General features: G+C 61.8%; 24 protein-coding genes and 1 tRNA gene. 7 read left to right on the top strand and 18 right to left on the bottom strand.

The features are described from left to right. Positions 1 to 109: 109 nt before the first annotated feature. From BN2694_RS09790 to BN2694_RS09760, 7 genes are all read right to left on the bottom strand, one after another. Complete coding sequence (locus tag BN2694_RS09790; RefSeq protein WP_135664572.1) at positions 110 to 1,258, bottom strand: DUF7118 family protein; 1,149 nt, start codon at positions 1,256 to 1,258, stop codon at positions 110 to 112. Beyond that, positions 1,255 to 1,623 carry a phosphoribosyl-AMP cyclohydrolase gene (gene hisI, locus BN2694_RS09785; protein ID WP_135664569.1) on the bottom strand — a complete coding sequence of 123 codons (369 nt, stop codon included), beginning with the start codon at positions 1,621 to 1,623 and terminating at the stop codon, positions 1,255 to 1,257. Before hisI ends, BN2694_RS09790 begins: the two co-directional genes overlap by 4 nt. Positions 1,624 to 1,698: 75 nt before the next feature. Next, positions 1,699 to 2,691 (bottom strand): A24 family peptidase, encoded by a 993-nt coding sequence (locus tag BN2694_RS09780; protein ID WP_135664566.1) that lies wholly within the window; start codon positions 2,689 to 2,691, stop codon positions 1,699 to 1,701. 120 nt (positions 2,692 to 2,811) lie between these two features. Beyond that, positions 2,812 to 3,201, bottom strand: coding sequence for a ferredoxin Fer (gene fer / locus BN2694_RS09775; RefSeq protein ID WP_135664563.1), 390 nt, complete (start codon positions 3,199 to 3,201; stop codon positions 2,812 to 2,814). Between the two features lie 332 nt (positions 3,202 to 3,533). Beyond that, positions 3,534 to 3,615: transfer RNA gene (locus tag BN2694_RS09770), tRNA-Ser, on the bottom strand. A gap of 253 nt (positions 3,616 to 3,868) precedes the next feature. Next, a complete protein-coding gene (locus BN2694_RS09765) occupies positions 3,869 to 4,078 on the bottom strand; it encodes a hypothetical protein (protein WP_135664560.1) in 210 nt (69 codons plus the stop codon). A gap of 1 nt (position 4,079) precedes the next feature. Beyond that, positions 4,080 to 4,457 carry a Rid family detoxifying hydrolase gene (locus BN2694_RS09760; RefSeq protein ID WP_135664557.1) on the bottom strand — a complete coding sequence of 126 codons (378 nt, stop codon included), beginning with the start codon at positions 4,455 to 4,457 and terminating at the stop codon, positions 4,080 to 4,082. An 81-nt stretch (positions 4,458 to 4,538) separates the two neighbouring features. On the opposite strand from BN2694_RS09760, the gene BN2694_RS09755 reads away from it, so the two are divergent. Beyond that, positions 4,539 to 4,829, top strand: coding sequence for a hypothetical protein (locus BN2694_RS09755; protein WP_135664553.1), 291 nt, complete (start codon positions 4,539 to 4,541; stop codon positions 4,827 to 4,829). A gap of 21 nt (positions 4,830 to 4,850) precedes the next feature. On the opposite strand, the gene hisH is transcribed toward BN2694_RS09755, so the two are convergent. From hisH to BN2694_RS09730, 5 genes are all read right to left on the bottom strand, one after another. Then, positions 4,851 to 5,498: an imidazole glycerol phosphate synthase subunit HisH gene (gene hisH, locus BN2694_RS09750; protein ID WP_135664550.1), complete on the bottom strand. Its 648-nt coding sequence runs from the start codon at positions 5,496 to 5,498 to the stop codon at positions 4,851 to 4,853. An 84-nt stretch (positions 5,499 to 5,582) separates the two neighbouring features. Beyond that, a complete protein-coding gene (locus BN2694_RS09745; RefSeq protein WP_135664548.1) occupies positions 5,583 to 6,317 on the bottom strand; it encodes a DNA-directed RNA polymerase subunit epsilon in 735 nt (244 codons plus the stop codon). Between the two features lie 265 nt (positions 6,318 to 6,582). Continuing rightward, on the bottom strand, positions 6,583 to 7,167 hold the full coding sequence (locus BN2694_RS09740) for a uracil-DNA glycosylase (RefSeq protein ID WP_135664544.1): 585 nt from the start codon (positions 7,165 to 7,167) through the stop codon (positions 6,583 to 6,585). Positions 7,168 to 7,202: 35 nt separating this feature from the next. Next, entirely contained in the window at positions 7,203 to 7,763 is a 561-nt protein-coding gene (locus BN2694_RS09735) for an endonuclease dU (RefSeq protein ID WP_135664541.1), read from the bottom strand. A gap of 75 nt (positions 7,764 to 7,838) precedes the next feature. Then, on the bottom strand, positions 7,839 to 8,018 hold the full coding sequence (locus tag BN2694_RS09730) for a DUF5786 family protein (protein WP_135664538.1): 180 nt from the start codon (positions 8,016 to 8,018) through the stop codon (positions 7,839 to 7,841). 128 nt (positions 8,019 to 8,146) lie between these two features. Between BN2694_RS09730 and BN2694_RS09725 the strand changes: the two genes are divergently transcribed. The 3 genes from BN2694_RS09725 (at position 8,147) to BN2694_RS09715 (ending at position 10,854) form a co-directional block, all read left to right on the top strand. Continuing rightward, positions 8,147 to 8,752 carry an MBL fold metallo-hydrolase gene (locus BN2694_RS09725; protein ID WP_135664534.1) on the top strand — a complete coding sequence of 202 codons (606 nt, stop codon included), beginning with the start codon at positions 8,147 to 8,149 and terminating at the stop codon, positions 8,750 to 8,752. 285 nt (positions 8,753 to 9,037) lie between these two features. Then, complete coding sequence (serS, locus tag BN2694_RS09720) at positions 9,038 to 10,396, top strand: serine--tRNA ligase (RefSeq protein WP_135664531.1); 1,359 nt, start codon at positions 9,038 to 9,040, stop codon at positions 10,394 to 10,396. A gap of 125 nt (positions 10,397 to 10,521) precedes the next feature. Further along, a complete protein-coding gene (locus tag BN2694_RS09715; protein ID WP_135664528.1) occupies positions 10,522 to 10,854 on the top strand; it encodes a cupin domain-containing protein in 333 nt (110 codons plus the stop codon). Between the two features lie 23 nt (positions 10,855 to 10,877). Here BN2694_RS09715 and BN2694_RS09710 read toward each other — a convergent pair whose 3' ends face one another. Next, positions 10,878 to 11,495, bottom strand: a complete 618-nt coding sequence (locus BN2694_RS09710) for a class I SAM-dependent methyltransferase (RefSeq protein ID WP_135664525.1) — start codon at positions 11,493 to 11,495, stop codon at positions 10,878 to 10,880. 190 nt (positions 11,496 to 11,685) lie between these two features. Between BN2694_RS09710 and BN2694_RS09705 the strand changes: the two genes are divergently transcribed. Further along, complete coding sequence (locus BN2694_RS09705; RefSeq protein WP_135664522.1) at positions 11,686 to 13,074, top strand: ATP-binding protein; 1,389 nt, start codon at positions 11,686 to 11,688, stop codon at positions 13,072 to 13,074. Positions 13,075 to 13,364: 290 nt separating this feature from the next. Beyond that, on the top strand, positions 13,365 to 13,724 hold the full coding sequence (locus tag BN2694_RS09700; RefSeq protein WP_135664519.1) for a hypothetical protein: 360 nt from the start codon (positions 13,365 to 13,367) through the stop codon (positions 13,722 to 13,724). A gap of 1,103 nt (positions 13,725 to 14,827) precedes the next feature. Here the strand turns inward: BN2694_RS09700 and hemL are convergent. Further along, positions 14,828 to 16,162, bottom strand: a complete 1,335-nt coding sequence (gene hemL, locus BN2694_RS09690) for a glutamate-1-semialdehyde 2,1-aminomutase (protein WP_135664516.1) — start codon at positions 16,160 to 16,162, stop codon at positions 14,828 to 14,830. A gap of 103 nt (positions 16,163 to 16,265) precedes the next feature. On the opposite strand from hemL, the gene BN2694_RS09685 reads away from it, so the two are divergent. After that, entirely contained in the window at positions 16,266 to 16,898 is a 633-nt protein-coding gene (locus BN2694_RS09685; RefSeq protein ID WP_135664514.1) for a cyclase family protein, read from the top strand. A gap of 19 nt (positions 16,899 to 16,917) precedes the next feature. Here BN2694_RS09685 and BN2694_RS09680 read toward each other — a convergent pair whose 3' ends face one another. From BN2694_RS09680 to BN2694_RS09665, 4 genes are all read right to left on the bottom strand, one after another. Beyond that, positions 16,918 to 17,295: a hypothetical protein gene (locus BN2694_RS09680; RefSeq protein ID WP_135664510.1), complete on the bottom strand. Its 378-nt coding sequence runs from the start codon at positions 17,293 to 17,295 to the stop codon at positions 16,918 to 16,920. A 162-nt stretch (positions 17,296 to 17,457) separates the two neighbouring features. After that, complete coding sequence (locus BN2694_RS09675; protein WP_167880025.1) at positions 17,458 to 17,784, bottom strand: P-II family nitrogen regulator; 327 nt, start codon at positions 17,782 to 17,784, stop codon at positions 17,458 to 17,460. A gap of 73 nt (positions 17,785 to 17,857) precedes the next feature. Continuing rightward, positions 17,858 to 19,198: an ammonium transporter gene (locus tag BN2694_RS09670; RefSeq protein WP_394346577.1), complete on the bottom strand. Its 1,341-nt coding sequence runs from the start codon at positions 19,196 to 19,198 to the stop codon at positions 17,858 to 17,860. A 310-nt stretch (positions 19,199 to 19,508) separates the two neighbouring features. Continuing rightward, positions 19,509 to 19,967: an Lrp/AsnC family transcriptional regulator gene (locus BN2694_RS09665; RefSeq protein ID WP_135664504.1), complete on the bottom strand. Its 459-nt coding sequence runs from the start codon at positions 19,965 to 19,967 to the stop codon at positions 19,509 to 19,511. Between the last annotated feature and the right edge of the window lie 2 nt (positions 19,968 to 19,969).

Genomic DNA, 19,969 nt, shown 5'->3' with positions numbered 1-19,969 from the left:
TTCGACCGCCATCGCGCTAATACCCATCGAAATCACCGCGAGAGACCGAAAGAGGCTGACGGCCGACAGGCTGACTCCGTCGGTCCTCTCCCTGTAGCGAGGAAGAACCTCAGCGCTCCGGGTACTCCGAGAGTGCCTCGATGAGTGTTTCGCGACGCTGCCGCAACGTAGACAGTTCGTCCGCGACGGCGCCACTGGCCAGGCGCTCGCGCTCGTCGTCGTCCAATTGATCGCGTGCGCGGGCACTCTCCCGGAGTCGCTCGTAGTCGGTCTCCCGCGGCAGATCCCGCACAGTTCTGAGTTTCGTGACCACGTCCTCGGGGGCGATCCGACCGACGACGGCGATCAACTCTCGGCAGCGCCACCACAGTGTCGTCGCCTCGGCAGGAGGCCACTCGATCTGCAGCGGCCCGGCGTCGATTCGCCGGAGGTAGGTCTGGTGGGTCGCGACGTTCCGTTTTAGCTCTCTCGCATTGGGGACGTAGTGTTCGAGCTTCGAGACGGAGTACTCGGCGTATTCGAGCAGGGTCAGGATCGATTCATCGCCCGCCTCGCTTCGCTCGACGTACGTGGCCAGATCGTCGGGCGGCTGCCGGTAGGCGACTAGCGGATAGGACTCGGTCGTCTCGACGAACGAAAGTACCTCGCTGGCCGGCGTCTCGCGTTTGAACTCCCTGAACACGTCTTCGATCGTCCGGTTGTACGTCTCGATCGGCTCTCGAAGGCGTTCGATCGGCGCTTTCAGATCCGCTTCGCCGAGCGCGACCAGCTCCTCTCGCTCGCTGATCTCCGCTTCGAGTTCCCGCTTTCGAACCGCAACGTCGTGGCGTGCCGCCTGATAGCGTTCGCGCGTCCGTTCGCGTTCGTCGAGTCGCTCGACCAGGTCGGCGACGGGCGCGAGTTCGTTCCGTGCTGCCTCGAAGTCCGACTCGGTGAGCCGACGCTGGTGGAGGATCTCGTCGACCTCTTCGAAGCGATCGCGGTGGTCTAAGTCCTCGGGCAACCGCTCGACGAAGTTCGCGATCTTCTCCTGGAACTCGATGAAAACCCCGAAGTCACCGTCCCCCGTCGCCCGTTCCTCGTAACGATCGAACAGTTCCAGCAATTCGTCGTAGAATTTTTGGAGTTCTTCGAGGCGCTCTTGACCGCCTTCCTCAACGCGTTTCTGGGCCTCCTCGTGTGCCGTCGCCGCTCGCTGGAGGGTTTCGACGAGTTCCTGCGTGCTCTGGCCGTCACTCGCGGGGACACTCGAACTCATTCGTAGACATCGTCGGGGTCGAAGACCTGGGTTCCGACGAACTCCCCGTCGATCGTTCGGTGGAAACACGACCGATACCCAGTGTGGCAGGCCCCGCCCTCCTGGCCGATCAGGTACAGCAGCGCGTCGCCGTCACAGTCCACCCGGATCTCCTCGACGTGCTGGACGTTCCCGCTCGTCTCGCCCTTCTGCCAGAGTTCCTCGCGACTCCGGGAGTAGTAGTGAGCCAGCCCGGTCTCGCGCGTTCGTTCGAGGGCTTTACGGGTCACGTACGCCAGCATGAGGACATCCCCGTCCTCGGCGTCCTGGGCGACGGCCGGGAGATAGTCGTTGTCGTCGAACGCCAGGTCGACGTCGGCAGTCATGTCTCTTCCATCGGTGGTCTCCTCGCATAGGCTTTTTGTCCGGCACCGGTCTCTGCCGGGCGCCCCTCCGGCCGCTCACACAACTCCGATCCCCACGGCCGCAAGCAGCCACACCAGGACGTCCCCGGCGGTCAGACTCACCAGCAAGCCGCCGAACATCGGGACGAGGAAGGGGATCCCGGGCGTGATCCAGACTGTCTCGTTCTCGCGGAGGACGTCGAGTCCCTCGCGCAACTCCGTGGCGGTCGTCCCGTAGGCTCCGTGATCGAGATCGTCCAGAAATGCTTGAGCTCCCCAGGGATCGTCGTATTCCCCGCCGTCCGGGAGCGCCGGCATAATCGTGCCAGCGTCGCCTGGCGACATCGAACCGTCACCGGGATCGTTGGGGTCGTCCGGCAGTGACGCGGGATCGCGGTAGGTTTCGGGGTTCTCCCGGAGGTCGGCCAGTGACAAGCCCCGCCATTGGAGATACATCCGGAGTGCGTCCAGGTCGAGCCCACGTCTGGTGAACCCTCCCGGCGTTTCCAGCAAACGGCCATATTCCGCGCTCGCTCGCTCGACGGATATGGGCCGACCGATGACCATCGCCTTCGCGACGTGGCCACTAAGTGCGTTTCGCCCGGCAAGCACCAGCGGATACGCCAGTCCCACGAGGACGGCGTTCGAGAGGATCGTCAGTGAGAAGACGCCGAGGGGTGGCTGGATCGCTGGCAGGACGAATCCGTCGAAGAGGTACATCGGATACGTCGGGAACAGCACAGCCAGGACGATCAACGCCTTCGCGTCGGCCCCGCCGAAGCCACCGAACCACCAGAAAGCGTAGGCAAACGGGACCAGCAGGCCGAGGCTGAACGCGACCCGAATCGCGAACAGACCCGGGTCGGAGACGAACAGCCCACCGCCGGTCCAGACGAGCCAGCCGTCCCACGCGAGCAACAGGGCGCCGAGCGCGAGAAGTGGGAGCCAGGTCCGGTTGGGCACCCGGCGTGTCCGGACATCCCGCCAGGCGGCCCACCCCAGAACCGGGACTACCAGCAGTCGCAAGAGATCGGGGAGCGTCGCGTTCACACTCGACACTTTCGGGGCGGCGTGTTAGCGTTTGTGGAACGAATGTACACCAACGCTCTGAACGGATACCTAGCGGCCAGAATTCGAAAGCGGGTCACCGAACGGAAGGGGTGAACCCGATCAGATGACGCGGTTCTGCAGGTAATCGAGGTGTTTGGCGTTGTAGACGATCTTGACGTCGTCGGCGGACGGGGTGCCGACACACGTCAGCCGGACGCCCTTGTCTTCGACCTCCTCATCAGAGAGGATCTGCTGCATGTCCATGTCGATTTCGCCTTCCTTGACGATCGAGGCACAGTTGGCACACGCGCCCGCCCGACACGAGAACGGCCAGTCGTATCCCTGGGCCTCGGCGGCCTCGAGGATGTACTCGCCTTCGGCGACGTCGATGGTTCCGTGGTCCTCTTCGTCGAGGCCAGCGTCTCCGGCCTTCTCGAAGAGGTCGTCGTCGTCCATGTCCCAGCCTTGATCGTCCAGTACTTCGTAATTGAGGTACTCTACAGTGGGCATCACTGCCACCCTTCACGCCCCTGACTGTTAGACTTTGCTGTTCCGAAAGGTGCTTCGGGTTGTGCTGGCGGTCGCCGTGACTAGGCGGAGTTCAAATCCAGTTTATCCCCTATTCGTTGCTCACGAATTGTTCGCGACAGAAGACGCCGGGACTGGGATTTGAACCCAGAACCAGACGATCGCTCACTTCGTTCGCGCTGCGACTGGTAGGGCTTCAAATCCCATCCATATCGTATTTGCCGCTCGCGGATATGCTCGCGGCAAAAGTGTTCACGGGTCGCTTCGCTCCCCGTTCACTATTTCGACGGCCCTCACTAAGTTCGAGCCGTCCACGCCAGGACTGGGATTTGAACCCAGAATCCCGAAGGGGAACACGCTTTCCAGGCGTGCGCCTTACCGTTCGGCCATCCTGGCTCGTACTCGACAGTGTGGTATCGGGGGGTTAATCGTTTTCGCTCTCGATCGCTCAGCATTCCCCTGGTTCGATGGCCCAGTGGCCGGTTGTCCTCACTCTGGCGTTCCCGATTCCACACGTCTTGTTGAACCCGCACCGCCGTGGTTTGTGGACGCGCCGGCACAGACCAGCATGTTGGACTCCGTTCTCGGCCCAGCGGTCGTCCCGCCCACCGTGGTTCCACATGGACGCCCCGGATTGGCCCTCGGCAGGTCAGGACCGTCGTCTGACCAGATACGGACGGCCGAACTTGACGAGTATCGCCGCGCCAACGGTCACGAGCACGGCGATTGTGCCTTTGACGAACGGGTTGACTCGCTCGGTCGTCAGTAGTTCGTACCCCTGGAGCAACACCAGAAAGGAGAATCCACCGACCAGCCCCCACAGGATGGCTGCCCGCCAGCTTATATCGGCGTCGATCATCTCAGCGCGTCGCCACGGCTTCGATCTCGACGCCGACGCCCTTCGGGAGGGCGGCCACCTCGACGGCGCTACGGGCCGGTGGGGACGCCTCGAAGAACGTCTCGTAGGCCGCGTCCATCGCCTCGAAGTCGTCGATGTCCTCGACGTAGACGGTCACTTTCAGTACGTCGTCCATGCCTGCGCCGGCTTCGGCAAGGACTGCCGTGACGTTCTCTAAGGCCTGCTGGGTCTGGACATCGATGTCTGCCTCGTCGAGCAGATCTCCGTCCGGCGTCAGCGGGATCTGTCCGGCGGTGAATACCAGATCGTCCGTCGCTGTCGCCTGGCTGTAGGCACCGACAGCGGCGGGCGCGTCGTCGGTCTCGATCGTGTGCTTCATACGCTCGTTCCCGACGGCCATGTGTATAAAACCGCCGTCGATGCCTGTCACTTTATCATGGTCGCCGACCTCGAATGCCGTATGGATACCCGGCTACGGTACGGACTCGGTGTGTTGGTGCTCGGCCTGGGGAATCTGGCCGTGGGTGTCTCCCAGTTTGCTGTCGGCGATCAGCCGACGCTGACCGTCGTGTTGGAACTGGGCGTGGGCATCCTCTTGACCGGATTTGGCGCCGCTGTCGTCGACAATCCTGATCGGATCGACCTCGACCAGATATCGACGCGGGTGTTGCAAGCGGTCGGCTGGGTTGGTATCGTCCTGGGCGGATTGATGATGGTCTGGTCGGCTGTGGTCGTCGTCGGGGCGCTGTGAGGGCTTTTGGACTCCGGGCGGTCAGCGATCCCCACAGTACTCGACGAAGTTCCGAAGGATGCGAAGGCCAGTCTCCCCTGACTTTTCGGGGTGGAACTGCGTTCCCATGACGTTGCCCGCCTCGTTGGCGACGACGCTGGCGAAGCGCTCGCCGTAGTCGGTCGTGGCGACGGCAGCGTCTCGGTCGTCCGGTTGGGCGTAATACGAGTGGACGAAATAGGCGTGTTCACCGTCGACGCCCGCCAACAGCGGGTGGTCGCGCCCGACTGAGAGTTCGTTCCAGCCCATATGCGGGACTTTCCGGTCGCCACCGAAGCGCACGTTCGTCCCGGGGATCAGGTCCAGTCCCTTCACGTCGCCCTCCCCAGCGTGTTCGGCCTCTTGACTGTCGGTCAATAGCATCTGCATGCCGAGACAGATGCCTAGTAGCGGTTTGCCCTCGGTGGCGGCATCGAGGAGGATATCGCGGAACGGACCGGCGTTATCCATTCCCTCGCTGAACGCGCCCACTCCTGGCAGGACGATCCCGTCGGCGGCGTCGAGATCAGCAGGATCGTCCGATATCTGGACGTGGGCGTCCGCGCGTTCGAGGCCGCGCGTGACACTCCGGAGATTGCCCAGTCCGTAATCGAGGACGACCACCTCGGCGGTCGTCTGGCGCTCGGTCATACCCGCTGTTCGATCGGCCCGGCCTTGGCCCTTTCCGTTCGCTCAACGGTTGCCGATCGTCCCTTGATTCGCCCGCCTCGGCGATCACTCTGACGCGGATCGGGCGACCGAATCCAGGTTCGGATCGCGATGGGGTGACCGACCGAAGACGGCGTCGGCCAGCTCCTGTTCGTCGAGTTGTTCTTCGAGTACCCGCTCTAGGCGGTTGACACTCGTCTGATCGAGGCCGTGGGCTTCGATCAGATTCTGGTAGGCCGACTCGTCGGTGATCGAGGTGAACAGCTCGTACAGTGAGGCCATCTCGTCTGGCGTCAACTCGGCGATCCGCTCGGCGTCCTCGAGACCGAGCTGTCGCCGACGCTCGGCGTCGACGACGTGGCGGATGACGACCAGTGCGACCGTCGGAATCCCTCGCTGGCTCCCGAATGCCGTCAAATCGAGCTCGGTCATGATTCCCAGGATGCGGTCGCGCTCCCAGGGCGTCAGATCGAGGGCGTTACACAGCGCGTGCGTGATCCGTGCCTTGTCCAGGCGGTGCATCCGCTCGGCGTGGCCGGCCATGGCAGGGTGTTGCTCGTCGTGGAGCCGCCGGAGCGATTCGTCGACGTCGGCGTCAGGGCGATCGGGGCGACCGATAATCGTCGCACTGGGGGTTACCACGTCCCACTGCCTGATCGTCGCGTCTCGGTTCGCCTCGGCTCGCGAGAGCGTTCCATCTCCTGGCCGGGTCGAAACTTCGCGCTGCTCGCGCCACTCTTGGCGCTCCCGGTCGGCCGGCTCCTGGGACCGACTCGCGCCGTTCTCGCCCTCGCTGTCCATCACTACGTGACTCCTCGCTACGGACAGTTGAATCCACTGGGTCCGGACGCATTCGCGTCTATCGAACGTTGACTTCCCTCGCAGAAACCCCGTCTATATCTTCACCTTGTAACCAGAAGCACTTAAAGAAAACCGAGGAGCTGAGTCAAGTCGTCGATAAGGCACTCTCGACAGCATGTCTCGAAGCGAAAATCACCGGGAGAAACTCCGTCTATATCTTTACCTTGTGACCAGAAGCACTTAAAGAGATTCGGCCAGGGCGAACTCAGAAGTCCCCCAATTCGGCCTGTCCGCCGCCGCCAGCCAGATCAGCGGCTTGCCGGATCGTCTCCTCGAAGGTTTCCTGCTGGCTCCGGTCGTACAGCGTCGCTGCTGGATGGACACAAACGAGCACGCGTCGGTGCGCGTCTCCGATCGCGACCGTTTCGATCGAACCGGCCTCGCTCGTGACGGCCACGTCCCGACCGAGGAGGTGCTCGCCCGGAACCTTCCCGAGCGTGACGATCACCGTGGGATCGACGAGTTCGATCTCCCGTTCGAGATAGCCCCGGCAATTCGCCAGTTCTTCGCTCCGAGGATCGCGGTTCTCGGGTGGGCGACACCGGACGCAGTTGGTGATGCGAACGTCCGCGCGGGCCAGTCCAGCGTCCCTGAGTGCGTCGTCGAGGACCGTCCCGCTCCGGCCAACGAAGGGTTCGCCGTCGTCGTCTTCATGCTCGCCAGGTGCCTCGCCGACGAACAGTACGTCTGCGTCGGCTGGTCCGACGCCGTCGACGATCCGCGACCGCGAGGTGACGAGTTCCGGGCAGCGTTCACACCCCGTCACCGTGAGGTCGTCCATGTGGTCCATGGGCGGGCGTGGGACCCGGGTCGCCAAAAGCCCCGCTATCGCTTCGAGCCGAACGCGCCGTCCGCGGCGCGGGCCGCCAGTCGCGCCACCCGGAGCGGCTCGGGTCGCCCGCCCTCGGGCGTGAACCCCCGGACAACTTCGCGTGCTTTGGCCCCGTCCAGGCCGACCTGGCGGACGTAGATCGTCTCGCCGTTGACGGCCACCGGTTCGCGGTCGGGCTGGGTCTGGTAGGTCGATAGGCGACGGTCGAGCGCCTCGCCGGAGAACTCCTCGCGAAGCGCCGGCTCTAGCCCGTCGCTCTCCTCGAAGGTGACCGAGAGCACCGGGAACCCGGTCGCCGCGTGGATCGCCCGGAGGTCGACGACGTTGAACCATGCGGGGGCGATCCCGGCGACGAGCAAGTAGCGGACGTCTTCGCGGTCGAGGCGCTCGACCATGTCGACGATCGCGTCGGTCGCGTCGCTCCCCCCGACAGTGCAGGTCCCGAAAACGAAGCCGTCGACGACACGGTTGGCGCGGACGACTGCGCCGGCTAGCGTCGAGCGCTGGGCGACGAACGATTCGGCGATACCTAGGGCTCGAACGCCCGCTTTCATGACGATAGCTGCCAGACAAAGGCGGGAACCATCCCGGACGAACGGCCCGCTCGCGCGACGGCCACGCCAGTCACGTCAGGTATTCTCCTTGATGTCGGATAACTTATCGAGCAGTTCGTCGTTCGAGGCGGTGAACTCGAACTCGACGTTGCCATCGTGTGTGTTTTCGGCGGTATTTACCCCGTCATCATCGTCAAAATCAGCGTCGAGGTCCTGCGCGTCCTGTTCGGATTCGTCGTAACTCCCGAACCCCATGTCATGTGTACGTATGACTGTCGTGGTGAAAAATCACACGCCCCTCTGTACGGTATGGTATTCTTCTAACCCGCGTGCTAACGGATCTACCGCCAGACTCAACAGGTCACTCGCCCCAACCTACACATATGGACGTACACAACGTCACGAGCGACGCGGAGACGTTCACCGCCAACGTCTATCTGGCGACCGGCGAACGCCCGACGCTCGTCGATGCCGGCGCGTGGGACGGCGTCGTCGACGCGATCCGCGAGCACACCGACGAACTCGACGCCGTTGTCGTGACCCATCAGCACGGCGACCACGTCGCCGAACTCGTGTCCGTCCTCGACGCGTTCGACGCCGACTGCTACGCCTACGCCGAGCACCCTCGGCGAACGGATCCTCTCGACGATGGCGACACCGTCGAAATCGGCGACGAGACCTTCGAGGTCGTCCACACGCCGGGCCACGCCGACGACCACGTCTCGCTGGTCAGCGAGACCACCCTCTTTTCGGGCGACGTGGTGGTCCACGACGACGGCGCTTTCGAGTACGGCAGTTTCGGCCGGACGGACAACCCCGGCCAGTCGCGCGAGCGCCTCATCGAGTCGATCCGCGAGTTGCTCGATCGGATGCCCCGTGGCGTCGAGCACATGTACAGCGGCCACGGCGGCGTCTTTCACGGCGACGTCCGCGACGTGGTCGAAACGGCACTCGAACGGGCCGAGAAACGCGAGCCAAAGTACGACTGAATTTTCTGCACAATTCGTCCTTTAAGTGCTTCTGGTTACAAGGTGAAGATATAGACGGGGTTTCTCCGGGCAGTTCTAGTCGTCAACGTGTGTTCTATTCCGAGAGAGGATGGAGTGGTCGGTTGAGGTTGCAAGCGTTCTTTAAGTGCTTCCCGTTACAAGGTAGAGATATAGACGGGGTTTCTGGCGACAGTTTTTCCGTTGCCTACCGTCGGGACTGTGGGCTGATGGCAATCCGGCCACCAGAGCGATACGGTTTTGAGACGCCACCGAGAAGCCGTTTCCATGTTACCACGCCAGTACGTCCGCGAGCATCCTGCGGAGGTTCGAGAGACCCTCGAGGCTCGCGGCGTTGAGGACGTCGACCTCGACGCAATCCTGGAAATCGACGAGGAATGGCGCGAGCTGAAGGCCCGCGGTGACGACCTGCGACACGAGCGCAATGAAGTCTCCTCGAAGATCGGCGAGTTGAAACAGGCTGGCGACGAGGCGGCCGCCCAGGAGGCCATCGAGCGCTCTCAGGAACTGAAGACCGAACTCCAAGAGGTTGAACAGCGGGCCGACGAACTCGAAGACCAACTGGAGAAGCGACTACTGGAACTCCCGAACATTCCTCAGGATGGCGTTCCGGAGGGCGAGGACGAAAGTGACAACGTGGAAACCAGGCGCTGGGGATTCGACGAACTCCGGGACCTGCCCGACGAGGTGATCCCCCACTACGACCTCGGTGAGGAACTCGACATCTTGGATTTCGAACGCGGCGCGAAAGTCTCGGGCGGGGGGTTTTACTTCCTCAAAGGTGACGCCGCCCAGCTGGAACACGCCCTCATCCAGTTCATGCGGGATATCCATCGTGAGCAAGGCTACGACGAGGTGGTTCCGCCAATCCCGGTCTCCAGCGAGTCGATGACCGGAACGGGCCAGCTCCCAAAATTTGCTGACGACGCCTACAAACTCGAAGAGGAAGATCTCTGGCTGTGTCCGACTGCCGAGGTGCCGGTAACGAACATGTACCGCGACGAGATACTGCTCGCCGACGATCTCCCGTTGAAACACCAGGCATACACGCCGAACTTCCGTCAGGAGGCCGGCGAACACGGCACCGAAACTCGCGGGATGGTCCGCGTCCACCAGTTCAACAAGGTCGAACTCGTCAACTTCGTCGAACCCGAGGACAGTGACGACCGCCTGGAGGCACTGCTCGATGAGGCCGAGGCAGTCCTCCGACAGCTGGACCTGCCCTATCGCGTGCTCGAACTTTGTACCGGCGATCTGACCTTCGCGTCGGCGAAAACCTACGATATCGAGGTCTGGGCTCCAGGCGATGACATGGACGACGGTCCCGAAGCAGGCGGGCGCTGGCTCGAAGTCTCCTCGGCCTCGAATTTCGAGGCCTTCCAGGCCCGGCGGGCCGGGATCCGCTACCGGCCCGAACGTCACGAATCCGCGGAGTTTCTCCACACGCTGAATGCCTCGGGACTGGCGCTGCCGCGCGTGCTGGTGGCAATCCTGGAATACTACCAGAACGACGACGGCACCGTGACCGTGCCCGACGCGCTCGTCCCGTACATGGACGGCCAAGAGCGAATCGAAGGTTCGGAGAAAGTCGGCGAGAGCGCGCTCGGCGCGGGCGATCGGGAGTAATCTGCCCGTTCGGCCCCTTTCTAGCCTGATATCGGTATCGCGATCATGGTTGCCGTCCACGTCCCGGCTTCGGCGGCCCGACGTTCGGCAACAGACCCAAACGGGTGGCGACAGTCCCCACATCTATGGCCGACGATCAACTCGCGGACCTCGCCGGATCGGCACTCGAACTCGAAACTCTCCTCGACTATCAGGACGGGGCGATCGTCTCTCGGACGCTGGTCGATCGAGAGAGTGCGACGTTGACGCTCTTCGCCTGCGATGAGGGCCAGACCATCAGCGAGCACACCGCCCCCCATGAGGCACTCCTGCAGGTACTCGACGGGACCGCCCGCGTTACGATCGACGGGACAGACCACGAACTGGAGGCGGGCGAATCGATCGTCTTCCCCGCCGACACACCCCATGCAGTCGCCGCAACAGAGCGATTTAAGATGCTATTGACAATGGTTCGATAGGTACCAGCCACCACGAGACGGCGTCAGGGAACCCGGAAGACTCGTATCGTGTCGCGCTTGGTCCGCTCGACGAGCAGCTGGGCCAGCCCCAGGTCCGTAAAGACGGCTTTCCAGTCGCGATGAAAGAGCGGGAACTCGTCGTCGACGTAGCTGACGTCGTCGGCGTCCGGCCCCCGGTTGGGCCGGTTACCCTCGTTTTCGGCCGTGATCAACAGGTCGCCGGTGATCCGCGTCAGTTCCTCGAACACCCACGCGTCGTCGGGGTGGACGTGCTGGAGGGTCTCGACCGAGTAGACGACGTCGTAGGCGTTCTCGGGATACTCCGGGAGGAGGTCCTCGATTGCGCCACTCAGAAATGTCCCCTCCTCGGCGAGTCGCGGGTACTCATCGGCCATCACCTCGAAGGAGTCGTCGTTGATGTCGATTCCGGCGAGGTCGGTGTAGCCGGCGTCCAGAAGATGCGCGAGGTGGCGGCCCGAGCCACACCCGAGTTCGAGGATGCTCGCGTCCTCGTTCGCGTAGTACTCGAGGACGCTTGCGAGCGTCTCGCTGACCTCGTTGTGGCCGATGTGGGCGTAGTACTCGGGCGAGTAGGCCCCCGAGCGCCCGGCCCAGATCCGGCGGTTGTCTTCCGGGTCCATGTGCGTTACTGCGCGATAGAAGAGTCGAGGAGAAAAGGCCGACGAACCGATTCTCTCGACCGTGTCCGTCTCTCCGGACGTTGGCGATCGTCGATTCGATTATGATACTCTAGAGTATCATACTCCAAAGTATCATACTTTAGAGTACGATTATAGGAAGTATTATTGTAGGCACTACCCTAGGAGAGGTATGGCGGGGTTCGTGAACCGGACGGCGGAGCTGGGGCGCCTCGAGAGTCTCTATGAATCGGACGAGGCCGAACTCGCAATATTGTATGGTCGGCGCCGGCTCGGAAAAACGGCCCTCGTGAAACGATCGCTCGAGGCGTACGACGACACTGTCGTCTACCAGGCGAAACAGAAGACGACTGCGTTACAGCTGGAGCAGTTCATCGACGCGGCTGCAACGTCGTTTCCGGGAGTACGACGGATTCGTGAAGATTGGGAGCAGATCCTGGGGTATCTGGCCGAAGAAGACGCCATCGTCGTCCTCGACGAGTTCCCATACCTTATCGAGCAAGACGAGAGTCTTCCGTCGGTACTGCAGGCGATGTTCGACCACGAACTCGACGATTCGGCGGCGACCTTCGTCCTCGTCGGATCCTCGATCAGTATGATGGAAGAGGCAGCACTCCTTGGGAATAGCCCGCTCTATGGCCGATCGTCGGTGAAGCTCGACATTCGACAGCTCCCATTCGGGGCTGCGATGGCGTTCCTCGATGACGCCTCCACAGCCGACGAACAGATCTGCACGTGGGGCATTTTCGGCGGCACCCCATATTATCTTGAAGAAGTCTCGCCCGAGGCGTCGCTTGGTGAAAACGTCTACAGAACGATCCTCTCCCGGCACGGGACGTTGCACGACGAACCCGATTACGTGCTTCGGATGGAGTTACGGGAACCGACGCGGTATTTCTCGATCCTGGAAGCGATCGCCGGCGGGAAGACGACCCGTAACGAGATTGCCGGGGCGACCGGGATCGACTACAATCAACTCTCGAAATATCTCGACCGGCTTTCGAGATTGCGCTTAATCGATCAACACGTCCCGATTACCGAACGGAAAGAACGGAGCAAACGGAGCCGCTACCGTCTCCGTGATCCCTTCTTTCGCTTCTGGTTTCACTTCGTCTACGGGACTGGAACGCAATACGACGAACTCGGCGAGGAGGCGTTCGAAACCGTCATCGAACCGGAGCTGGCCGACTTCGTGAGTCCATCGTTCGAGGAACTGTCCAGCGACGCACTCAGAACGCTCTATCCGGAACACACGATCACGGAGACGGGACAGTGGTGGTACGACGATCACGAGATCGACGTGGTTGGATTGACGACGAGCGAGACGCTGATCGTCGGTGAGTGCAAGTTTACGCAGGCTCCACTCGGGTACGACGCGTTCTCGAAGCTCCAGAATCACGTCGAGGAACTCCGATGGACGCCCGAAGACGGGGGCGATCGAGTCGAGACGTACGCGCTCTTTTCCCGGAGTGGGTTCACCTCGTCAGTCGAAGAAGCAGCCGACGAACGTGACGATCTGAAATTGTTCAGTGCCGGTGACGTTGTCGAGGCACTCACGTGAGCAGGTTTTGGAGTGACGGAACTAGTGGACTGCACAAGCGTCACTGTCTCTTCCCTAACTGAGCGAAGCAACGGTCGGATTCTCGATATTGTTACTGGTTGGCGTGCAAGATGGGGGCGCGTATCTTTCACCCGATTCGTCACAAAGAATAGTCGATTCAATTATCTTATCGGCGTGTAACACTCTTAGTTTGATCTATTCGAAAGCCATATATAATGTCAACGGAAAATGCAAATTGGAGTTGAAATCCATGCCAGATATTAATCGAAGGAAGCTACTGAAAGCGATTGGTGCAACAGCAAGTACATCTACCCTCGTTGCTGGTTCAGCGGCTGCACAAGGGCACAAAAAAGTTCCAGGCGCCCCCATCCGTAACTGAATATGGCCCGGAAGACGATGAATTAGAGAACATTCTGAATGTTCCTAAGGTCAAATCTATTATCGACGCTGTACAAGGAATCGAAACGGGGGATGCGACAAGGAAAGAAATACAAATATCTGAGACAACTATCAAAGGGTGGGAGATATCTACGAACGTTGGGGTGTTGATTTTTGCGGAATCCTCCTCAGGAGAAACGGAGGCCAAATTAAATTTGGATGATTTATCAAAAAAGACGGGTGTGAAAAAAACATCTCCCGCGGCAGTATAAATCGGTCCCCCGAAATTCGCAAATGGCGATAGTTGGACATGAGGAGTCGATCTCTATGCTTCGACTAGCTACCGATAAGGAAGTCGGTAAGATTCAAAAACGTGCACCTGGTTCTACTGATATTATCCGCGCTGCTTATGATAGTAATGAAGGCGCTTTCCTAGCGCTATCAGATGAAAATAAAATGTATCGCGTTGAAAAGAAAGGGAACGGTCATGGCAGAGCAATCCCATCCAGAAACATTGATGAGGTGACTCCAACGCTTGCATTTACGGATACTTCGACACCGCAGAGTTCCGTGAATGGGGAGAACCCAATATCTACTCAAGGTGCCCTTGATTGTGGCCTATCCTGTGCCGCCTGCGTCTCAGCGGCGCTTTCAAAAGGTCTCTGTTATTGGTCGTGTTTCCAGTCGGCCGGTCTGACTTGCTTGGTCTGCATTGCAAATACTAATTTTGCCCTTCCTCTAGCATGTGCCCAGTGCTTTGAAGATTGTGGGATAAGTGCATGAGCGAGACCAGACTTTTGATTCAGATGGTATTTAAGGAGTAAGAAGAACAAATCTTGACTTCTTTTGGTAAATGAGCTAGATTATTCCTATTGCCCAAAGAACAATTATAATGGATATTATAGTTCCAAGAAGTCCTGCGATTCTCCCTTTGGTCTTTCGTTCCATTACGATGTGTTAATTGTCGATTGAATTGAATTCTTCGATTGTTGCGAATTCCTGAGATCTATCTTCGGCAAGAGCTTGCGGAGACCATCGATTAACAGAGACACTCGTGTTGGACTCGACTCGCATTGACGAGCTCTGTATGAATCGCGGTGGCGAGATCGTGCTCGCCTTTGCTTGTGCTTCGGTGGCAATTCCGAGCCGATAGTAGGTCTTTGTCCGGTTCTGAGTACACAGTTCGGCGAGGCGCTCCCCAAACCCGTCGTCGTAGAGTCCGACCTCGGTACTCCGCTGGTACAGTCGCGGGTGACTGCTGATAACTTCGGAGGCCGCCATTGCACCATCGTGAATCAGGCGGAACTGAATCGTCCGTTCTATCGCGACGAACGACGACTCGATGACGGCGGGGCTTGAGGAAGGAGACGCCGCGCTACAGCGCTTCTTTGTACGCTTCCAGCGCTTTCTCGATGTCTTCCTCAGTATGGGCCGCCGAGACGAACTGGGATTCGAACTGGTTGGGCGTGAGGAACACACCCTGGTCTTTCATCGCCGGCCAGAAGAGCCGCTCCCAGCGCTCGGTTTCGGCGCGATCCACATCGGATCCGTTCTTTGGACAAGCTCCGTAGCTCGGGCAGGATTCGCGCTGGCGACAGCCCGACCCACAGTAATTCTCGCCACTCTCACCGCCGCGGGTGAAGATCACCTTGAACATCGAGTCCGATCCGACGACGGTGTATTCGGGGGCGCGATCGGCGACAATCTCGGTCAGGCCCTCGCGCATTTGCTGGCCCAGATCGTTGACGTGCTCCCAGACGTCGTTCTCGGCAGCGTAGCGCAACGTCTCCAAGCCGGCGGCCATCGTCACTGGATGTCCCGAGAAGGTGCCCGACTGGAAGACATCGCCCGCGGGCGTGAACTGTTCGATGATCTCGCTCTTGCCGCCGATCGCCCCGACCGGGAATCCGCCGCCGACGATCTTCCCGAACGTGGTCACGTCGGGTTCGATCCCGAACTTGCCCTGAGCACACTGGGGACCGCCCACTCGGAAGCCCGTGATCACCTCGTCGAAGATGAGCAACGAGCCGTACTCGTCACAGAGATCGCGGAGGGTCTCGTGGTAGCCGGAGACGGGGTGGACGATGCCGTGGTTGCCAAGGATCGGCTCGGTCATGACCGCCGCGATCTCGTCACCGTGATTCTCGAAGACGCCTTTGACGTACTCCTCGTCGTTGAACGGCACGGTGATGGTGTGCTCGGCGAAACTCTCTGGGATGCCCGGACTCGACGGCTGGGTATGATGGCCCTCGCCCTCGACGAGCGTGGATTCCTGGGCGCCGTGATAGGAGCCCTGCATGATGACGATCTTGTCTCGTCCTGTGTACCCGCGAGCCAATCGGACGGCCGAGACGGTCGCTTCGGTCCCCGAGTTGACGAAGCGCGTCATCTCGACGCTGGGGACGTGGCGAGCGATGAACTCCGCGAGTTCGACCTCGACCTCCGTCGGTGCGCCGTACATCGGTCCTTCGGCCGCTCGCTGCTGGATGGCTGACTGGACCTGTTCGGGCAGGTCGTGGCCGAGCAGAAGTGGTCCGTAGCCCATCACGAAGTCCAGATAGCGGTTGCCGTCGGCATCGATGACGTGGCCGCCGTCGCCCTTTTCGACGAAGAAGGGGTACGGTTGGATCGCTCGCACGGAGGAGTTGACCCCACCCGGGGCGACCGACAACGCGCGATCGTACAGTTCCCGAGAGCGCTCGTGGTTCATGGACTGCGGTTCGGCCGGCAGTGGAAAGTAGTTGACGACGAACGGGTAACGTCAGTTCGCCGGGTGCCTGTGGCTTTACTGTCACTGCCTCCGAGCTTGACCCATGCACGACCTCACCCATCCGATCGAGACCGGGATGCAGACCTATCCCGGCGATCCAGCCGTCAGCGTCGAGCCGGTCGCAACCCACGAAACCGACGGGTATCGCGAGTCCAGTCTCTCCATGGGGAGCCACACCGGGACGCACGTCGACGCCCCGGCCCATATCGTCGCTGACGGGCGGACGCTCGCCGAGTTCGCCCTCGACACCTTCGTCCGGACGGCTCAGGTGGTAGACTGTCGGGACTTCGACGCCCGCGAGGCGATTCCGGCCGATCGCGTGCCGGCGGTCGCGCCCGACGTAGACTGTCTCGTCTTCTGGACCGGGTGGGACGAGCACTGGAACACCGACCGCTATCTCGACCATCCGTCTCTCTCGCCGGCGGCCGCCCAGCGCTGTGCTGAACAGGGATTGGCGGTCGCCATCGACACGCTCAACCCCGATCCAACGCCCAGCGACCGCGCGAGCGACGACGAGCCGGACGGCTTTCCTGCACATCACGCGATACTGGGAGCTGGACTGTTGATCTTCGAGAACCTTCGGAACCTCGAAGCGGTCGATGAGCGCTTCGAGCTCCAGGCGTACCCCTTGGGGCTCGATGGCGACGGCGCACCAGTACGTGCCGTCGGCCGATGAATAGCGGGTGCGGCCTGTATCAAACCGCCAGCACGACGGCGACGGTCAGCAGCGCGCCTAGGGACACGCCTGCAATGGCGAGCTTGGCAGCCTGGACATCGTCCGCCCGTCGGTAGCTTCGATCCTCGACCTCGCCGGTGGCGCCGCCTGCGCCACGGAAATCGTAGCGGTTCAACAGTGCCAACTGGACGCAAAAGGCCGTGTGGGCCTGTAGCCCCCACTCGAAGCCGATTGCCAGCGGTACGAAGACGCCGACGAGGACCGGTTTCGGCAGGAGATCAAGGACTGTCGCGCCGATCCAGACCGCCGCGAACCCGAAGGCAGCGGCGGCGATGGCTGCCCGCCGGCGCCGCTGGTCGGGACCGATGTTGCAGGCTCCTGGCTGGTAGCCGCTCATCACTGAAACCAGGCTTCGAACGCCGTAGTGTCTTGCGATCCGTCCCCTCGATGGCGACTGCTTCGCAGGCGAGACGCCGCGTCAGCGCGGGTCGATGACCAGGAAGTAAGCCCTTCCGCCACACCGAACGGAGCCGAAAACGCTACTGGGGATGAGCCGCTGTCAGACGGCGTCCGGACCAGACTCGCCGGTCCGAACCTGGACAGCGTCGGCGACCGGCAGGACGAAGATCTTGCCGTCGCCCTTCTCGCCGGTGTGGGCAGCCTCCCGAATCGCTTCGACGACATCCTCGCTTGGTACGTCGGCGACGATACACTCGATTTTGACCTTCTGGTGGAGGTCGACGACGTACTCCTCGCCGCGCCACTGCCCCGTCTTGGCGGCCTGGGATCCGCGCCCGGAGACCTGAGTCACTGTCAGGGAGGGTGCGTCTACCTCCGCCAGCGCCGTCTTGACGGCACCGAGTTTCTCCGGGCGGACGACCGCCATCACGAGTTCGATGTCACGGGTATCGGCCGCCGAGTCGGCCGGTGTGTCGTCGGCTGCGACCGGGGGCTGGTCGTCACTCATCGCGACCACCTCCGTCTGTCCGGAGTTCGGGTGCGCCGTCGGTCATCACCGTCGGCTCCTCGCCAGCGCCGAACTCGGGGTAGGTCTCGACGCCGTGTTCGGAAGCGTCCAGGCCGTCGCGCTCGTGGGGTGCAGAGACGCGAGCCTCCCCGAGCGCACGGAGTCCGCCCCAGACGAGCGCCGTCGCGAGGACCGTCCAGGCCGCGATCAGCGAGACGCCGATAACTTGGGCGACGAAGGCCTCGACGACGGTAACTCCGCGGTCTGCGAGCACGCCCGGCGCGGCCACGAAGGGGAACGCCAGGGCACCGAGCATCCCGGCACTGCCGTGGACGGGAAAGACCGCACAGACGTCGTCGATGTGGAGGCGCTTCTCGACGAACGTGAACACGACCGGCAACTGTGCGCCGGCCAGCCCGCCGACGACGAACGCACCCCACCAGGCCGTCGTGTTGGGGATCGCCGTGATCCCGACGAGCCCGGCAAGCAGGCCGTTGGCGACGTACAGCGTGTCGACCTTCCCGGTCTTCAGCCAGGCGACGAGGCCGGCCCCCATCGCTCCGGCGGCCATCGAGAGGGTCGTCGCCATCGCTACCCGCCCGAGGGCGTCGCCCATGAAGGCGATCCCGTCACCCTGGGTGACGAGGATCTCGAACTGCGTGCCGACGTTGAACCCGTACCAGCCAAAGGCGAGCATGAGCGTCCCCAGGACGGCGAACGTGATCGAGTGGCCCGGAATGACGGTAACCGAGTCACCGTCGAAGCGGCCCAGACGCGGGCCCAGAATCCAGGCCGCTGTCAGCCCGGCGATCCCACCCATGCCGTGGACGATCATGCCGCCCGCGAAGTCCTGGAAGGCGATCTCGGTACCGAGCACCATGCCCGTGATCGAAGCGACCAGTCCTGTCTCGGCCGTCCAGGTAAACCCGATCACGACGGGGTAGATGACCGCCGCGAGGACAATCGTGTAGGTGACGTACGCCCGGAGCTTCGCCCGGCCGGCGACGGCCCCGGAGACGATCGTCGCCGCCGTCATCGCGAAGACCGCGCCGAACAGCCAGTCGATCCAGCCGGTCGGCGCGAGGTCGAACGCGGGGGTAAAGCCCAGTCCAGCGACGGCCTGGGCGATGCCGTACCCGACGACGAAGAACAACGACACTCCGACGCTCCAGGTCAACAGATTCTTCGTCAACTGGTTGGCGACGTTTTTGGCCCGAACCTGGCCGGCCTCGAGCATGGCGAAGCCCGCGTGCATGAAGAAAATCAGGAAGGTCACGACGAGAATCCAGAGGCTGTTGACCCCGTCTGTGAGTACCGACGGATCGACGGCCACGTCAGCGACACCCCCGTTCGGTGGTGGCCGACGCGAGTGCGTATTTGTCCACCTTTCTTGCTCCTGTTACCACGTCTATCGTATTCATCACGGGTCGACGGGTGGGGCATTGGAATACATATAGGTTTGGTTTAATACGTCACAAATTAGGATGCGTGGGTTGCTATATGTCCAAAATGGATAAGAGTATTATGGATATAAGGACGTTCATTGTCCGGTCTAGAGCAGAGTTTGGGCCATAGAACTGGACGTTCGTACACCGTTTCGGGGCAGAAACAGGGCCGATTGCGGGGGGCCGCGCGCGAGCGGATCAGTTCTCTGTCGTCTCGATCCGTACCGTCTCACACGCCCGGACGGTATCCAGCACTACGTCGACGGTGACCGAACCCACCGCAGGTTCGGTCAGCAGTTCGGCGACTTTCCCGTGCATGTCGTCAGTGTCGCGGAATCGCCCGATCAGGACGTAGTCGTCTTCGCCGGTCACCTCGTAGACCGAGCGGGCCCAGGCGTACTCCTCGAACGTTTCGGCCACGGCTTCGGTCGATCCACTGACGCGGAGCCGGACGACGGCGGTCACGTCGTACCCCAGCGCGTCGTAATCGACCCGGGCAGTGTAGCCCTCGATGATGTCGGCGTCCTCGAGGGCGTCGATCCGCCGTTCGGCCGTCTCGACGGCGATACCCGCTTGGGCGGCGAGATCGCGGACCGTTGCCCGGCCGTCTTCGAGGAGGGCATCGACGAGCGCGCGATCGGTGTCGTCTAGGTCCATGC

Source organism: Halorhabdus rudnickae, from assembly GCF_900880625.1.
Lineage (GTDB): Archaea > Halobacteriota > Halobacteria > Halobacteriales > Haloarculaceae > Halorhabdus > Halorhabdus rudnickae.
The sequence above is the reverse complement of the archived record's forward strand: the minus strand, read 5'-3'. Positions and strand labels throughout refer to the sequence as shown.

Bases quoted from the DNA above. Each gene is read 5' to 3' on its own strand.
- BN2694_RS09685 (WP_135664514.1), top strand. From the start codon at position 16,266: ATGCACGACCTCACCCATCCGATCGAGACCGGGATGCAGACCTATCCC.
- BN2694_RS09680 (WP_135664510.1), bottom strand. From the start codon at position 17,295: ATGAGCGGCTACCAGCCAGGAGCCTGCAACATCGGTCCCGACCAGCGG.
- BN2694_RS09735 (WP_135664541.1), bottom strand. From the start codon at position 7,763: ATGAAAGCGGGCGTTCGAGCCCTAGGTATCGCCGAATCGTTCGTCGCC.
- BN2694_RS09730 (WP_135664538.1), bottom strand. From the start codon at position 8,018: ATGGGGTTCGGGAGTTACGACGAATCCGAACAGGACGCGCAGGACCTC.
- BN2694_RS09675 (WP_167880025.1), bottom strand. From the start codon at position 17,784: ATGGCGGTCGTCCGCCCGGAGAAACTCGGTGCCGTCAAGACGGCGCTG.
- BN2694_RS09790 (WP_135664572.1), bottom strand. From the start codon at position 1,258: ATGAGTTCGAGTGTCCCCGCGAGTGACGGCCAGAGCACGCAGGAACTC.
- BN2694_RS09765 (WP_135664560.1), bottom strand. From the start codon at position 4,078: ATGATCGACGCCGATATAAGCTGGCGGGCAGCCATCCTGTGGGGGCTG.
- BN2694_RS09665 (WP_135664504.1), bottom strand. From the start codon at position 19,967: ATGGACCTAGACGACACCGATCGCGCGCTCGTCGATGCCCTCCTCGAA.
- BN2694_RS09745 (WP_135664548.1), bottom strand. From the start codon at position 6,317: ATGGACAGCGAGGGCGAGAACGGCGCGAGTCGGTCCCAGGAGCCGGCC.
- BN2694_RS09725 (WP_135664534.1), top strand. From the start codon at position 8,147: ATGGACGTACACAACGTCACGAGCGACGCGGAGACGTTCACCGCCAAC.
- BN2694_RS09715 (WP_135664528.1), top strand. From the start codon at position 10,522: ATGGCCGACGATCAACTCGCGGACCTCGCCGGATCGGCACTCGAACTC.
- BN2694_RS09705 (WP_135664522.1), top strand. From the start codon at position 11,686: ATGGCGGGGTTCGTGAACCGGACGGCGGAGCTGGGGCGCCTCGAGAGT.
- hisH (WP_135664550.1), bottom strand. From the start codon at position 5,498: ATGACCGAGCGCCAGACGACCGCCGAGGTGGTCGTCCTCGATTACGGA.
- hisI (WP_135664569.1), bottom strand. From the start codon at position 1,623: ATGACTGCCGACGTCGACCTGGCGTTCGACGACAACGACTATCTCCCG.
- hemL (WP_135664516.1), bottom strand. From the start codon at position 16,162: ATGAACCACGAGCGCTCTCGGGAACTGTACGATCGCGCGTTGTCGGTC.
- serS (WP_135664531.1), top strand. From the start codon at position 9,038: ATGTTACCACGCCAGTACGTCCGCGAGCATCCTGCGGAGGTTCGAGAG.
- BN2694_RS09710 (WP_135664525.1), bottom strand. From the start codon at position 11,495: ATGGACCCGGAAGACAACCGCCGGATCTGGGCCGGGCGCTCGGGGGCC.
- BN2694_RS09740 (WP_135664544.1), bottom strand. From the start codon at position 7,167: ATGGACCACATGGACGACCTCACGGTGACGGGGTGTGAACGCTGCCCG.
- fer (WP_135664563.1), bottom strand. From the start codon at position 3,201: ATGCCCACTGTAGAGTACCTCAATTACGAAGTACTGGACGATCAAGGC.
- BN2694_RS09755 (WP_135664553.1), top strand. From the start codon at position 4,539: ATGGATACCCGGCTACGGTACGGACTCGGTGTGTTGGTGCTCGGCCTG.
- BN2694_RS09760 (WP_135664557.1), bottom strand. From the start codon at position 4,457: ATGAAGCACACGATCGAGACCGACGACGCGCCCGCCGCTGTCGGTGCC.